The following is a 15,200-nucleotide window of genomic DNA, read 5'->3' on the forward strand; positions in this document are numbered from 1 at the left end:
ATGTTCAGGGAGACAGCGTCTATGCGGCGAACCTTTGTCGTAGGTTGCCCACGTTCCGGCACCACCATTGTCCAGGCGCTGCTGGGCAGGCATCCGGCCATCTACACGCTGCCGGAAACCGCCTTCTTCGAGCAATTGCATGGCGACCTGGGCTGGCGCTGGGGCGATGCGGGCGTGCAGCCGCGGCGACGTCGTTGGCGCCAGTCGCTGGGCCTGACCCGCCGCCACATGCGGGAAACCTTCGCGGCCCTGCAGACGCAGCTGACCGGCTCGCCGCCGGCCATTCCCCGCCCTTACCGCCAGCAGGCGCTGTCCCGCCAGTTCCTTGCCCTGCTGGATCGCTCCGCCGATGCCGCCGGCCGCTCCATGTGGCTGGAGAAGACGCCCAACCACCTGCTCTATATCCCCGAAATCGAAACCCTCGCGCCCGACGCCCGGTTCGTGCACGTGGTGCGCCGGGGCATCGACGTGCTGGCCTCGCTGGCCGACGTGTACCTGCGTTACGAGAACGACGAAGCCTTCGGTGGCGGCACCGTCCATTGGGCGCGACGCTGGAACCGCGCGGTGGAAATCCACCACCAGCACGTCGGCCGCGCCAATCACCATTTCATCTTCCAGGAAGACCTGGTGCGCTACCCCGACAGCGAATGGGCGCGGCTGTGCGCCTTCCTCGACCTGCCCCCGGACGCGCCGCTGGACAGCGCCTGCCAGCAGTCCATCGCCAACCTGAAGGACGAGCCCTGGAAGGTCGCCGCCATCGAGGGCCAGGTGCGCGAAGCCGACCACAAGGTCGACAGCCTGTTCGGTCCCAAGCTGCAGCGCTGGCTGCACGACCACCTGGCCTCCTACGAGGACCTGCACGCCCAGTGCCAGGCCGTCCGGGCGCGACCCGCGCCGCGGATCTTCAAGGTCTACGACGCCCAGGCGGCCAGCGCGGGCTGAACCGCCTTCAGCCGGCGGGCACCGGAACCTCGCTGGCCCGATTGAAATCGCCGATGGCTTCGACCAAGTCGGTCACGGCCAGACGCTCCACCTCGGTGAGATCCGGATTCCAGCTGTCCAGAATCACCACCACGCGCGTGCGGTCGCTGCGGTTCCACGCCTCGTGCTCGAAGGTGTCGTCGAAGGTGACGCAACGGCCTTCCTTCCACTCGTGCAACTCGCCGCCGACGTTGATCGCGCAATCGGGCGGCACGATCAACGGCAGATGCGTCACCAGGCGCGTATTGGTCACGCCGCGATGGGGAAGGATGTGCGTGCCCGGACGCAGCACCGAGAACAGCGTCTCTGGCGCATGATCGCGAATGCGCACCAGCGGCACCCGCTCCAGCACCGCGGACGTGCGCGGACACCGCGCATGGTGATCGTCGAAACGCTCGCCGTGGCGGTAGAAGAAATAGCCGTCCCACTGGGCCGGCTGCGCGCTGGATGAACGCAGATGCCCCTTGAGCTCCTCCTCGGTCTGCCGGCCGAGGAAGGGCTCCAGCGATTCGCTATCGGCCAGTACGTCGAGCAGCTCTTCGCGGATCACGTCGGTGGCGGCTTCCAGCTCGGCCTGCCAGGGAAACCGTTCCCGCCCGTAGTAAGGCTGGCTGGGGATGTCCGGGAAATAGAGGAACTTGGGCTTCTGTCGGGGATCGGGCAGGTTGGCCGGCTGCTCGCCCAGATAGATGGCCAGGCCATGCTCGACGCGGGTCAGCTCACCGCGGCCGTAGCGCTGGCGTAGCGGCTCGAGCACCGCATCGAAGGTGCTGCGCCGGCCCTGGTCGATGACACGCATGGCGTGCTTCACCGGCTCGCGCAACCCAGGGGCTGTCGTCGCATCGCTCATCCAGCGCCCCTGCGCCTGCGCGCTGTTCACGGCACCGAAATAAGTCAGCACGGCGCCGCGCAGATCGCCTTGCCTTTCCAGCGCGATACCCAGGCGCAGCCGCGCCACGAACAAGCCCGGCGCGATGGCGAGGCACCGCCGCAGCGTCTCGATGGCGCCCGCGATATGGCCCGTGGCCATTTCGGCCACGCCCAGCTGATGGAGGATGTCCGGGTTCTCCGGTTGCCCCTGCACCGCCCGCTGCAGCAGCGCCACCGCGCCCAGCGCGTCCCCACGCGCAAGGCGGCTGGCGGCCAGGAATTGCAGCGCCTCGACATCCCCCGGCAGCATTTCGAGCAGTCGCGAAAACGACTGCTCGGCCAGCGCCATGTCCCCCGTTCTGAGCCCGTTGAGCGCCATGTCGCGCAACGCGGCCACGCCCCCTTCCACGCCCTTGCTCATTCTCACCCCGTATTCAAAGGCATTGCTGCCACTCGTCCCCGAAACGCTGCAGTCTTCGCTGCCGTGCGTATATGCATAATAAGCATGTTTGACGGGCCGCACGCGCCCTGGGTGCCGCAGAAAGATGCGCGGCGCAGACATCATTCTCGACCGGGCCACTATGAATCCGCGACTGCAAGGACTGGGACCCACGGCTGCCCAGCAGGTCATGACCGCCGCCCAGGCCATCGAGGCCGGACGCGCCGACGAGGCGGACCGCCAGCTCGAACGCACCCTCGCCGCCTACCCGGACCACCCCGAAGTGCTGCGCATGAAGGCCGGCATCCACAGCCTGCGTGGGCAACACCAGGAGGCCGTGCGACTGATGCAACGCGCCCTGGCGCAGCGGCCGCAGGACCCGCTTTATCACAACACTCTGGGTTCGCTGTTCGGCTCGGCGGGCGACTACGAAGGCGCGATTCGCGCCTTGCGGCGCACCTGCGAACTCGACCCTCGGCTGGCCCTGGCCTGGTACAACCTGGGCGTGATGCTCACCAAATCGGTGCGCAACGAAGAAGCCACGGAAGCGCTGCAGCGCGCGGTGAAACTCGCGCCCGACCTCGTCGCCGCACGCGCACTGCTTGCCGACCTGCTGCGCACGCGCGGCGACATCGACGCGGCAGCCAGCGAATACCGACAGCTCCTCGCCGTGCGCCCCAGCTTCGGCCTGGCATGGTGGGGGCTCGCCGATCTTCGCACGCAGCGCTTCGACGACAAGGACATCGCCAGCATGCAGTCCGCCCTGCGGCGGCCGGATGCCAGCGAAAACGACCGCATCGCCATTGGCTTCGCGCTGGCCAAGGCGTTCGACGAGCAGGGGCAGTACGCCAAAGCCCTTGATGCGCTTGCCACCGCCAACGCCACGGCGCGCCGCTATCAGGCGTGGGATGCGCCACGCTTTTCCGCAGGCGTCCAGTCGATCTCGGATGCCTTTGAACCCGCACCCGCCGGAAGCAAGGAGGCGCTGGGCAGCGAGGTCATCTTCATTGTCAGCCTGCCGCGCTCCGGTTCCACGCTGGTCGAACAGATCCTCGCTTCGCACTCTTCGGTCGAGGGCGCCGGCGAGTTGCCGGACCTCTCACAGGTGCTCGCCGAGGAAACACGCAGGCTGGGCGGCAAACCCATTCCACAGTGGGCTCGCGAAGCCACGCCGGATGACTGGCAGCGCCTCGGCCAGCGCTATCTCGACCGTACCGCACGCTGGCGCAGCGAGCGCCCCATCTTCACCGACAAGCTCCCGAGCAACTGGATCTACATCGGCGCCATTCGCGCGATGCTCCCGGGCGCGCACATCGTCGCCGTGCGGCGCGACCCGTTGGAAACCTGCTTCTCGTGCTATCGCCAGCCACTGGATGGCAGCAACGGCTATAGCCGCAGCTTCGAGGATCTCGCCAGCTTCTGGCGCGACTTCGACCGCAGCGTCTCCCGCAGCGCTGCGCTGCATCCGAGCTTTGTCCGCGAACACAGCTACGAAGCCATGGTGGCTGACCCGGAAACGCAGATTCGCGAGCTGCTGGATTTCTGCGGCCTGCCTTTCGAGGAAGGCGCACTGAACTTCCACGAAAACCAACGCGTCGTGCGCTCGCCCAGCGCCACCCAGGTGCGCCAACCCATGCGCACCGACACGGCGCGCTCGCAGCGCTATGGTGCCTTGCTCGATCCCCTGCGCGCCGCGCTTGGCTTGCCGGCCTTTCACGCGTGACCCTGGCCGTGCCTCCGTCACTGGAAGGAGCACCGGAACACGCATGGCTAAGCCATGGGCGCACGCTCGCCTTGCACGGCGAGTTGGCGGCTGCGCTTGCGCTCTATCGCGATGCCGCCGAGCGTTTTCCCGAGTCCGCCGACATCCGGCTCGGTTGGGCGGGTTTGCATTGGCAATCCGGACAACATGACGCGGCCGAACGATTGCTGCGCGATTGGCTGCAGGCACATCCAGCGGATGAAGGCGCCACCTTCCTGCTCGCGCAACTGCTCCGCGAACAAGGTCGCCTACGGGCCGTTGGCGAGACAGTGCGCGCACTGTTCGAACACGGGACGCACGACATCGACACCATCATCCGTGCCGTGGAAATGCTGGATGACTTTGGCCTTCCAAACGATGCCTTCATTATTTGCGAACACGCCATCGACACAGGCCCGAATGATCCACGCCTCCACGCTTACGCGGGCATGCTGGCCATTCAGCTGGGCAAGTTCGCCCGCACGCGCGAGCATTACGCCTATGCATTGGAGCACGAACCAGCCGCTGTGGACTGGAACATTCCCTTGGGTCTTTCCGGTCTTCAACGCTATACGGACTCCAGCCATCCGGACCTCGCCTTTCTCCAGGGCCTGCTTCAGCGCCCAGCGCTGAGCGCGAGCACCCGTCGCGCCACCTTGTTCGCACTGGGCAAGGCGCATGACGATCTTGGCGACTACGCCGCCGCCACCCATTACCTGCGCGAAGCCAACGCACTTGCGCATGCCGACTCCACCTGGTCTCGCAAGAAGTGGAAGCGCGGCGTCGACGCGCGGCTTGCCAGTTCTTCGAGCGACATCGCTCTGCCACCGCCCGGTGACTGGGCGCCGATCTTTATCGTTGGCGTTCCGCGATCAGGCACGACCTTGCTTGCCGAACGTCTGGCACGCCATCCCGAGGTAAAGAACCGAGGCGAGCTCGGCTGGCTTGAACATGCCGAACAGCGCCTTTCATCCGCAGCCGGCGACACAGAGCGGATGCTGGAACAGATCGCCAGGGATGTCGCCCGCCAACTGCTACAGGACGACGACAGGGCACGCTGGTACATCGACAAGCAACCGATGAACCTGTTGCGCGTGGACCTGGCCATGCGCTTGTGGCCCAACGCACGGATCATCCATTGCGAGCGCGATGCCCGCGATACGGCGCTGTCCTTGTGGATGCAGTCGTTCAACGACGCCGCTCACGACTATGCGTACGACTTTGGCGACATCGCGGCGGTCATCCGCGACTGCAGACGCCTCGCCGCACACTGGGGCAAGCGCTATCCATCCTCATTTCTCAATGTGTCCTATGAGGCGCTGGTCAGCGCACCCGGCGAAACCCTGGACGGCATCGCCCAATGGCTCGGCCTGACTGGTCGTGCGCCCGACGACCACGAGACCGCGCCGCGTGGCATCGCTACCGCCAGCGCATGGCAGGCACGGCAGGCAGTCTTCACAAGCTCGGTGGGTCGGTGGCAACACTATGCCCCTTATCTGCCCGAACTGGCCGCATTCGACCCGCGTTGACAGACGCCGTTCCGAGCCTCAGCCCGAGGTAGCGTCGTAGCCCCAGTGGCGAAGCATGGGCTCGAGGATCGGCAGCAGTGGTTCGAAGTGCTCGCGATACTTTTGCCAGCGACCGACCGCCTTGCGATTGACTGGCTCGATGACCTGCGAGTAGCTCGGCGTCGCGATATACGTCTTGCGCCGCGCATGCTCGTCGAAGCCGAGCATGGCCGATGTGTCTTCAAGTTCAAGGAAATCCGCGATACGCGACACCTGCTGCGGAAAGTCGTCGACCAGGTCCTCGTAGCGGGACACCATCACCGACGGACGCAGTATCTCGACCTCGTCCAGCCAGCATTGCATGGTTTCCACATAGGCGTGAGCGAGACGCTCGAGATTGCTGCACGCCGCCGCCAGCGCGCTGGAACGGAAGCTGTGCATATAACAGCTCAACAGCACATCGCAAGGATGGCGCACGGCAAGGATGAACTTCGCCTCCGGGAACAGTCGGTGCATCATCGGCAGCCAGTGCATGTTCAACGGATTCTTGTCGACCAGCCGCGCATCCCAATTGCGCCGGATGCGCTCGTCCACCATCGCGTGATAACGCTTGCGCAGCTCGTCGGTATCGAACTGACGCAACACGCTCAGATCGTCAAGGATGCGACGGTCGTGATTGCCGAGAATCCCGGCCAGCCGGTTGAAGAACGGATTCTCGTCCATCGACTGCAGGCCCGGATGCGCATCGAGCACCTGCTCCAATAAGGTCGTGCCCGAACGGGGAAAACCCACCACGAAGATCGGCGAATCGCGCATCTCCGGGGCGATCAGCGTGGGCCAGCGCGCATATTGCTCGGCGGTGACGCGTGGCGCATCGACGGGCATGGCAGGGGCGCCGGGCACGAAGAATTCGGGCGAATCGAAGTTTCGATCGGCGGCTTCCAGGCGATGCGCCACCTGCAGCGCCTCCATCGCCTTGGTCGTCTCGCCCAGCTTGTCGTACGTAGCGGCGAGCTGGAAGTAGTGGTTATAACTTGTGTCGGACTCTGGCCCCGTGCGCTCCAGAAGATCACGGGCCGCAGCAGCGTTGCCCGTGCGCAAGGCCAGCGTCGCCATCACATGGCGTGCCTCCTTGACCTGCACATCCGATGCGCCGGACCCGGCACGCAACACCGGTACGAGCACAGCTTCGGCATCGGCGAGTCGATTGAGGCGCTCGTAGTGGCTGGCCAGCAACAAGCGCACATCGAACTGGCCGGGCCATCGCGCCAAGAGATCCTCCAGCACCTCGACAGCGTCAGGGATGTCGTTCTTGAGCGTCAGCACCTGGGCCAGCGACAACTGCAGGTCGTCGTCATTGAACGGCACCCATTGGCGCCAGCGACGCAGCAGATCTGCCGCGCCCTCCACATCCTGGCAATGGCAACAGGCACGCGCTGCATCGACGCGTGCCGCGAGGGAATCGGGCATGGCCGCGACGACGTCAAGCAGAAGTTGGCGTGCCGTCAGGTAATCGCGCATCTCGATCAGGAGCAGACCGAGCTGGCTCTTGGGCGTGATGTTCGACGGATCCAGGTCCACCGCTCTCGCAAAGGCCTTGGCAGCTTCTCCCTTGTTGCCGGTTTCCTGCAGGGCGGTTCCATAGTTGTTCCAGGCCAGGCTGCTGTCCGAGCCCTGCGCCAGTTCGGCATAGAGCGGCAGCGCCTCGTTCACGCGACGCTGCATGTGCAGGCTGATGGCGAGCATCAACGTCAGGTCGGCCTGACCCGGATGCCGCGCCAGGGCAGCGCGACTCAGTTGTTCGGCACGCTCAGGATGACCGCTGTTGATGGCGGCTCCAATCAAGGGAAGTTCGTCGGCAACCATGGCTTCACACATAAAGAAGGGCCGCGTGGACATCCACGCGGCCCTCAAGGTTAACGCTTATATCAACGACTTAGAACTTGACCGTGACGCGAGCCCAGTAGTAGCGGCCCATCAGGTCGAAGTCGCTCGGGTCGGTGTTGGCGTTGAGCGTGTTGTTCGCATACAGCATGGGCGGCTGCTTGTCGAACAGGTTGTTCACGCCGAAGTCCAGACGGGTGTTGATCATGGCCAGGTTGTAGCCGACCGACACGTCGTTGTAGACCGTCGCACCGTACTTGAGGATCGAGCCCGGATTGCCGTTCGGCGCGCTGTCCAGCGGCGAGCCTTCGGCAGCGCCGTTCTGGAAGCGACCGATGTAGCGCATGCGCCACTGGGCGCTCCAGCCGCCGCCCTGCCAATCCACGAAGCCCTGTGCACGCCAGCGCGGGAACAAGCAGACGCCCACGTTGTCCGGGCAGGCCGCTGCGGCCGACGAACCATAGGCCAGCAGATGACCGGCATCCTTGTAGGTGATGCCACCCTCAGCCGCCGAACCGGTGCTCTGGTTATAGTACTTCAGGTAGGTCGCGTTGACGCCGATGTTGATCTGGCCGAACGAGAACTGCGGCAGCTTGTAGTTCGCCGACCAGTCGATGCCCGAGGTGCTCAGGGCACCGATGTTACCCACCGGCTCCACCGTGGACTGCAGCAGCTGGCCAGCATTCGTACCCGTGCTGGGATCACGCTGGATGTACTGGCAGTACACCGTCGAACCCTGGGCACAGAGGTTCAGCAGGCTCTGCAGGCCAACCTGGGTGATAGTGTTGTTGATATTAACGCGCCAGAAGTCGATCGTGGTCGACAGGCCCGGCACGTAGGACGGGCTGTACACCAGGCCGAAGTCATACGACTTGCCATGCTCCGGCCTGACGTTGAAACCCGCCACGCGCGCACCCTGAACGACAGCGCCGCCCTGCGAAGCACCCGGCAAGGTCAGCTGGTTCACGAAGGAACCGTCGGTCGGGACGTTCTTACAGGCCAGGGCCAGCGGCGAACCTGCGGGAGCACCGGTGTAACCGTTACAGGGATCGGTATGGATCAGCGGAGCGTCAGAACCCGAGACGTACAGCTCGCTCAGGCTGGGAGCGCGGAACACGTCTTCCATGGTGCCGCGGAGCAACAGGTCGTCGATCGGCTTCCACTCCAGCGCGAACTTGAAGTTGTTCGTGCTACCGAAGCTGCCGATCTTCGAGTAGCGATCACCGATGGTCAGGTTCAGCGACTGCACACCCGGCAGGCCGGCAAGCACCGGAATGAACGCTTCGGCGTACACATCCTTGGTGGTGTAACCACCCTGCACCGCGCTCAAGCACTGGCTGCCCAGCGTACAGCTACCGGTGGTCGGGTCGATGGTCAGCTGCGGAGCCGGAACGGTGTGCTGGTAGTCCTTGCGATCTTCAACGCCCAGCGCAAGCTGCACGGCGCCCGCCGGCAAGCTGAACAGTTCGCCGCTAAGGCCGGCGTGCCACGTACGCTGGATGACGTAGCTGTTGGACGGAGCAGTGACGCTAGCCGCCTTGATGGCCGCGATGCTGGCCGCGGTCGAGTTGGGCTCGAACGGGTTGAACTGGCAGGCTGCCTGGCTGACGCCTGCGCTCGGCGCGCAGGTGGCGGTACCGTCGGGATTGAGCGTGGAAGCACCGGTGTACAGCTTGGTCTGATCGACTAGGCCGGCAGTGGTGGTGGTCACGCTCTGATGACCGTAGTTGAAGCCGACGTCCCAGTTCCAGTTCTTGTCCCAAACAGTGAAGTCGCCCTTGAAGCCCGTGTTGATCTGGGCGTCGGTACGGCCGGTGAACGCTTCACGCACACCGTTGGAGGTCAGACGCTGGGTGAAGGCAAGGCTGTTGTTCGTGCCATTGCCATAGCCGCCGCCCGGGTTGAAAACGTTGAACGCGTTGCCCGGATCGACCGAGGCTCCGGTGTTGGTCGTGCCATACACGGCCGGAGCCAGCTGGAAGTTGGCGGAGGTCTTCTCATAGACCGCGTTCACGTAGGCCGTGACGTGGTCACCCAGGTGATAGTCACCATTGAGGAAGCCACCCGTGCGTTCCTGCGGGGTCATGATCAGGTTGACCGACGCGTAGTTGTACTTGTCGGTGGCCGGGTTAAAGCAGTGGTAATTGGCCGAGTTGAAGGCCGTCGGGTTACCACCGGCATTCAGCGCGACGCGGTTGACCTGGCCAGGGGTAGTGCAATTGAGGCCGCCCGCCGCAGCGGTTGCCGAGTCGACCTGAATACGGCCCACCGGCGTCGCGGTCGAACCACCGATGTAGACCTGCGAACCGGACAGCGTCAACGCATTCTTGGAGAAGGCGCGGTTGGCCGACAGCACGCCATCCTGCTTGTTGTAGCTGATGCCGGCCATCAAGCTGCCCTTATCGGACGTCTGGCCGAACGTGAAGGTGTAGCCGCTCTGGTCACCGTCGTTGCGGTCGGACTCGCCGACGTTCGCGGTGAAGGTGGCACCCTGGTAGTTCTTGCGGGTGATGAAGTTCACCACGCCGCCGATGGCGTCCGAACCGTAGGTGGCCGACGCACCGGTCGGCAGCACTTCGATGCGCTCGATGGCATCGGCCGGGATGGCGTTCGGATCCTTGCTGAGCAGGCGCTGGCCGTCGATCAGGATCAGCGTGCGCTTGGAACCCAGGCCGCGCAGGTTGATGGACGAACCGCCCGTGCCACCACCGTTGTTGACCTGCGGGTTGACGGCACCGCCGGTCATGGCGGGCAGCTGCTGGACCAGGTCGCCCAGGGTCAGCTTGCCGGTGGCCTGGATGGCGGCGCGGTCAATGGTCACGACCGGGCTGGCCGTCTCGACGTCCACGCGGCGGATCAGCGAACCGGTCACGGTGACCGTTTCGAGCGTCTTGCTCTTGGTCTGGTCGGCCGGTGCCGGCGTATTGGTCTGCGACTGCGCGTCCTGCGCGAAAGCGGCACTGCCGTAGGCGCTCGCGGCGAGCATGCCCAGCGACAGAGCCAGGCGCACGGACGTGCACAGTTTATTTTCCCCGAACTTCATGAGAACACCCTCCCGTTATTTATATTGACTGGGTTTGAAAGATTTCCCCGCCTCAAACCCGCGCCCGATTCACCCAAACATTTCAGGTGCAGACCCCTTGAAGGTATCCACAGCGCTGGGCATTTATCACGCTTTACTTACAGATAGTCAATAAAATCTATACGGCAAGAAATTGCTATGTCGCGACAGTTATCGCACTTATTTGCGAATGAACCTGTTCGGAATTGGAACCCCTCTGATACGCCCGCGTCCCTTGCGGAGCTCCGACCTTCGTTGCATTGCGGTGAAGCCACGGTGAAAGCGGCCTGACGTGGCATCCGGTGCTGCGCCAGACCACTGATTTCCGTGGGATTCAGTCGGCGCCGCCGTCGTCCTCGAAACGCAGGTGTTTGACGCTGCGCCCCCTGCGTCGCACCAATTTCAACGCTTCAATACCAATGCGTATGTGGCGTTCAACAAATTGCGCTGTCACGCTCTTGTCGCTTAATTCCGTCTTAACGCCCTCGGGGATCATGGGCTGGTCGGAAACCAGCAGCAGCGCGCCGCACGGGATCTTGTTGGCGAAGCCCGCCGCGAAGATGGTGGCGGTTTCCATGTCGATCGCCATGCAGCGGGTGCGCCGCAGGTATTCCTTGAAGGTGTCGTCGTGCTCCCACACCCGGCGGTTGGTGGTGTACACGGTCCCTGTCCAGTAGTCGTAGCCGAGGTCGCGGATCATGGTGGATACGCCGCGCTGGAGCTGGAAAGCCGGCAGCGCCGGAACCTCGGGCGGCAGGTAGTCGTTAGAGGTGCCTTCCCCGCGGATGGCGGCGATGGGCAACACCAGGTCGCCGATGGCGTTCTTCTTCTTGAGTCCGCCGCACTTGCCCAGGAACAGGGCGGCCTTGGGACGGATGGCGCTGAGCAGATCCATCACGGTGGCCGCGTTGGGGCTGCCCATGCCGAAGTTGATGAGGGTGATGCCGTCGGCGGTGGCGTTGGGCATGGGACGGTCCCGCCCCTGCACTTCCACCCCGTGCCACTCGGCGAAGAGGTCCACGTAATGCCCGAAATTGGTCAGCAGAATATGCTGGCCGAACTGCTCCACAGGCGTGCCGGTATAGCGCGGCAGCCAGTTGGAGACGATCTCCTGCTTGTCCTTCATTGAGACCCCATGAGGTCGGCGCAGCGAACGACGCCGCTGCGCGTTACCGGCGACGCCACGCCGGCACGATGCCAGATAAGTGCACCCATGATAGCGGGTGAAAGGCGTGTTCTGCGCCTTTGCGCGCCGGATTCACCTTGCGTCGCCGCTATCCACGGCGCCAAGCGGGCTCCACGTCGGGCACCCCGCCAGTCCAACCCGCCCGCACATATTATATGGACTGCCATTTGCGAGCTGCTTGGTTGCACAAGCAACCAATGGCCGCCCGGCTGCACCGTCGACGGCCAGCCCGCTCGCCACGGCCGCCCGCCCCGCGGATCGGCCCGGCACCGAAAAAGCCCGTAGCTTCATGCCCCAAGGGTCAGGGTCGGCACGTGCCGGGGTGCGTGCTATGTTGACCGCGCTAGATCACTGGGGAGTCTTCAACATGCGGATGGGCCTGGCCATCGATGCGGCCTGCGATTTGCCGCAGGCGTTCCTGCAAGAACACAACATCGCGGTGATGCCCATCACCATCCGCATCGATGACGAAGTCTTCATGGACAACCGCAACCAGGTCGAGCTGCATCGCTTCCTGGACCGGAACCTCGGCAACCGCAGCCATTCGGCCGAGACCATTCCCTGCTCCGTCGAGGAAGTGCAGCAGCTGTTCCTGGACAAGCTGGTGCTGGAGCAGGACTGCGTGTTCTGCCTCACCATCACGGCCACGCGCAGCGCCATCAACGACCACGTGGTCAAGGCGAGCTTTGCGGTGCTCAAGCACTACCGCGAGGTGCGCGAGAAGAACAACCAGTCCGGCCCCTTCCTGATGCGCGTCATCGATACGCGCACGCTGTTCGCGGGGTCCGGGCCGGCCATTGTCGAAGCCGTGCGCCTGATCGAGGCGGGCGAGCAACCCGCCGCCATCCGCGAACGGCTCACCTACATCGCCAACAACTCGTACGGCTACATGCTGCCCCGCGACCTGTACTACCTGCGGGCCCGCGCCAAGAAAAAGGGCGACCGCAGCGTGGGCCTGGTCAGCGCCATGCTCGGCTCGGCGCTGGACATCAAGCCGCTGCTGCGCGGCTATCGCGGCGAGACCGGCCCGGTGGGCAAGGTGCGCGGCTTCGAGCACGGCGCGGAAACGCTGTTCAACTACGCGGCGCAACGCGTGCGCGCCGGCCTGCTGGTGCCGGCCGTCTGCGTGAGCTACGGCGGCGATCTGGCCGAACTGGCCAAGCTCCCGGGCTATGCGGGGCTACGCACGGCATGCGACGAAAGCGGCGTGGCGCTGATGGAGGCTCCCATGAGCATCACCGGCATGGTCAACGTGGGCGAAGGCGCGGTGACGCTCGGCTTCGCCGCCGAAGAACACGTCGCCGAGTTCTGAGCCCCGACCTATAGGAAGGCTTGGCATGATCCGCCAGTGCTTTCTCGCCATGCTGCTCCTGCTGAGCCTGCCCACGGTGGCGGGCACGGCGTACCAGTGCACCGATGCCAGCGGCAAGCTGTCCTTCCAGGACAAGCCGTGCGGCGCCCAGCAGCGCCAGCAGGTGCTGCAGCTGGACGACTCTCAGCCCTATACGCCGGCAGCACCCGACACCGCCAGCACGGCCGCGGCCGCATTCACTCCGCCTCCGCCAGCACCGGCGCCGCCCGCATCGCCCTTGCCGACCTTGTACGCCTGCGTGCGCGCCACCGATGGCAAGACCTACACCAGCGAGCAAGGCGATCCCCAGCCTTACCAGGTGCCCTTTGGCATCCTGGGCGCCGGCTCACTGCCGCTTTCCAAGGTGTACGGCGGCCCAGGCGCTGCCGGCGCATCGGCGCCGGAACTCAACCACGGCCGGGTGACGCCCGGGCTTGTCGCCAACTACTACGTCTGGGTGCAGGACCAGTGCCGCGAACTGACGCGGGCGGAAACCTGCCGTTCGCTGCGCGACGCGTATGACGACAACGAGGAAAAGCTCCGGCGCGCCTTCAAGAGCGACCAACCGCCACTGGAACAGCGCGAGCAGCAATTGCGCGCACAACTGCGCAACTGCTGAAGCGCGCTGCGCATATCTTGCGCAATGTCATGCAAGTGCGCGCCACGCAACGCCGATCGCGGGTTTTCCACAGGCTTGCCACCAGGGTTTCCCCAAACGCTGTGGAAAACATCGCGTCCAGGCGTGATGCAAAAGTGCGCACGATGATGAAAACTTCGCGCTGGCGCGCACTTGCATCACCTGTCCACAGGCTTGCCCAGCGCTCGTCCACATTTGCTGTGGAAAACAGCGCACCCATGCGTGTCGCGAAAGTGCGCACGATGATGAAACCCTCGTGCCGGCACGCACTTGCATCACCTGTCCACAGGCTTGCCCCGCCATCATCCACATTCGCTGTGGAAAACAGCACGCGACGCATGGTGCAAAAAATGCGCAAGCTGATGAAAATCCCACACCGGCGCGCACTTGCGTTATCTGTCCACAGGCTTGCCCCTAGCCCATCCACACAGGCTGTGGAAATCCGCGCGCCGACGCTGCCGAAAAGATGCGCAGAATGCTGAAACTGTCGGCAGCACGCGTACTTGCGTCATCTATCCACAGACTTGCCAAAGGGCCATCCACATTCCTTGTGGACAACCGCCCGGCGCTGCCGCTTTTTTGCGCAGGATGCTGAAACTTTCGCGGTGGCGCGCACTTGCGTTACCTATCCACAGGCTTGTCATGGGGACATCCACATTCGCTGTGGAAAACGTCGCGCACAGGCGCTGCCTACCGACCGCCGAAGCTCAGAATCCGTAGTTGAGGAAGCCGCCATCCACCGCCAGCACCTGGCCGGTGACGTAGCTCGCCGCCGGCAGGCAGAGGAAGGCGATGGCGGCGGCCACTTCCTCCGGCTCTCCGATGCGACGCAGCGGCGTGCGGTCGAGCACCTCGTCGAGGTACTCGTCGTTGGCGAGCGCGGGCTCCGAACGCTGGGTGCGGATGTACCAGGGCGCCACCGCGTTGACGCGGATGCCATCGGCCGCCCATTCCGCGGCCAGGTTGCGGGTGAGCTGATGCAAGGCTGCCTTGGTCATGCCATAGGGCGAGCCCGTGCGCACGTGCGTCACGCCCGACACGGAGCCCACGTTCACGATGGCCGCGTTGGCGTGCTGTACCAGCTGCGGGTGCGCCAGGCGACACATCTCGAAGGCCGAGAACAGGTTCTGCTCGAAGATGGCCCGATACTCGTCCTCACGATAGGCCAGCGTCGGCGCTGGGCGGTTGCCGCCGGCATTGTTCACCAGCAACGACAGCGGCGCGCCAAGGTCGGCCACCCAATCGAACACGGCGAGGCGTTCTTCCTGCTCGCTCAAATCCGCGCCGAAGGCCAACACCTCGATGCCGGGGAAATCGTCCAGCAACTCCACGCGCACCTGTTCCAGGTAATCGGCATCGCGCGCCACCAGCAGCAGGTTGGCGCCAAGGCCGGCCAGTTCGCGGGCGGTGGCATAGCCGATGCCCTTGCTCGCACCGGTGATCAGGGCGGTGTGTCCTTGCAGCTGCCAGGCGTCGATGCGTGCATTCATGCGCCGAGCTTAGAGCCTGTCCACGTTCTGCGCCAAGCGCGGGCGGCTACCA

The 15,200-nt window shown here is 64.7% G+C and carries 11 protein-coding genes; 5 read left to right on the forward strand and 6 right to left on the reverse strand.

Translation table 11 applies throughout. The features are described 5' to 3' along the window. Positions 1–21 precede the first annotated feature (21 nt). Positions 22–942: a sulfotransferase gene (locus BDW41_RS13575; protein ID WP_074548830.1), complete on the forward strand. Its 921-nt coding sequence runs from the start codon at positions 22–24 to the stop codon at positions 940–942. Positions 943–949: 7 nt separating this feature from the next. Here the strand turns inward: BDW41_RS13575 and BDW41_RS13580 are convergent, their stop codons facing one another. Then, on the reverse strand, positions 950–2,272 hold the full coding sequence (locus BDW41_RS13580) for an aspartyl/asparaginyl beta-hydroxylase domain-containing protein (RefSeq protein WP_074548832.1): 1,323 nt from the start codon (positions 2,270–2,272) through the stop codon (positions 950–952). Positions 2,273–2,480: 208 nt separating this feature from the next. Here BDW41_RS13580 and BDW41_RS13585 point away from each other — a divergent pair, with 208 nt between their 5' ends. Together BDW41_RS13585 and BDW41_RS13590 are read left to right on the forward strand one after the other, a co-directional pair. Continuing rightward, positions 2,481–4,013: a tetratricopeptide repeat-containing sulfotransferase family protein gene (locus BDW41_RS13585; RefSeq protein WP_083337643.1), complete on the forward strand. Its 1,533-nt coding sequence runs from the start codon at positions 2,481–2,483 to the stop codon at positions 4,011–4,013. Next, positions 4,010–5,560 carry a sulfotransferase gene (locus BDW41_RS13590; RefSeq protein WP_083337644.1) on the forward strand — a complete coding sequence of 517 codons (1,551 nt, stop codon included), beginning with the start codon at positions 4,010–4,012 and terminating at the stop codon, positions 5,558–5,560. Before BDW41_RS13585 ends, BDW41_RS13590 begins: the two co-directional genes overlap by 4 nt. 18 nt (positions 5,561–5,578) lie before the next feature. Here the strand turns inward: BDW41_RS13590 and BDW41_RS13595 are convergent, their stop codons facing one another. The 3 genes from BDW41_RS13595 to BDW41_RS13605 all read right to left on the reverse strand — a co-directional run bounded on the left by BDW41_RS13595 (position 5,579) and on the right by BDW41_RS13605 (position 11,610). Then, positions 5,579–7,405 (reverse strand): tetratricopeptide repeat-containing sulfotransferase family protein, encoded by a 1,827-nt coding sequence (locus BDW41_RS13595; RefSeq protein ID WP_074548837.1) that lies wholly within the window; start codon positions 7,403–7,405, stop codon positions 5,579–5,581. Positions 7,406–7,475: 70 nt separating this feature from the next. Next, positions 7,476–10,466, reverse strand: coding sequence for a TonB-dependent receptor (locus BDW41_RS13600; RefSeq protein ID WP_074548839.1), 2,991 nt, complete (start codon positions 10,464–10,466; stop codon positions 7,476–7,478). 352 nt (positions 10,467–10,818) lie between these two features. Further along, on the reverse strand, positions 10,819–11,610 hold the full coding sequence (locus BDW41_RS13605; RefSeq protein ID WP_074548841.1) for an AMP nucleosidase: 792 nt from the start codon (positions 11,608–11,610) through the stop codon (positions 10,819–10,821). 427 nt (positions 11,611–12,037) lie between these two features. On the opposite strand from BDW41_RS13605, the gene BDW41_RS13610 reads away from it, so the two are divergent. After that, positions 12,038–12,982, forward strand: a complete 945-nt coding sequence (locus BDW41_RS13610; RefSeq protein WP_074548843.1) for a DegV family protein — start codon at positions 12,038–12,040, stop codon at positions 12,980–12,982. Positions 12,983–13,007: 25 nt separating this feature from the next. Then, positions 13,008–13,640, forward strand: a complete 633-nt coding sequence (locus BDW41_RS13615; protein WP_074548845.1) for a DUF4124 domain-containing protein — start codon at positions 13,008–13,010, stop codon at positions 13,638–13,640. Here the strand turns inward: BDW41_RS13615 and BDW41_RS23035 are convergent. Both BDW41_RS23035 and BDW41_RS13620 read right to left on the reverse strand, forming a co-directional pair. After that, positions 13,573–13,998, reverse strand: a complete 426-nt coding sequence (locus BDW41_RS23035; RefSeq protein ID WP_146217349.1) for a hypothetical protein — start codon at positions 13,996–13,998, stop codon at positions 13,573–13,575. The genes BDW41_RS13615 and BDW41_RS23035 overlap by 68 nt on opposite strands. 367 nt (positions 13,999–14,365) lie before the next feature. Beyond that, positions 14,366–15,148, reverse strand: coding sequence for an SDR family oxidoreductase (locus BDW41_RS13620; RefSeq protein WP_074548847.1), 783 nt, complete (start codon positions 15,146–15,148; stop codon positions 14,366–14,368). Positions 15,149–15,200: the final 52 nt, after the last annotated feature.

This window comes from Dyella sp. AtDHG13 (assembly GCF_003201105.1).
Lineage (GTDB): Bacteria > Pseudomonadota > Gammaproteobacteria > Xanthomonadales > Rhodanobacteraceae > Dyella > Dyella jiangningensis_B.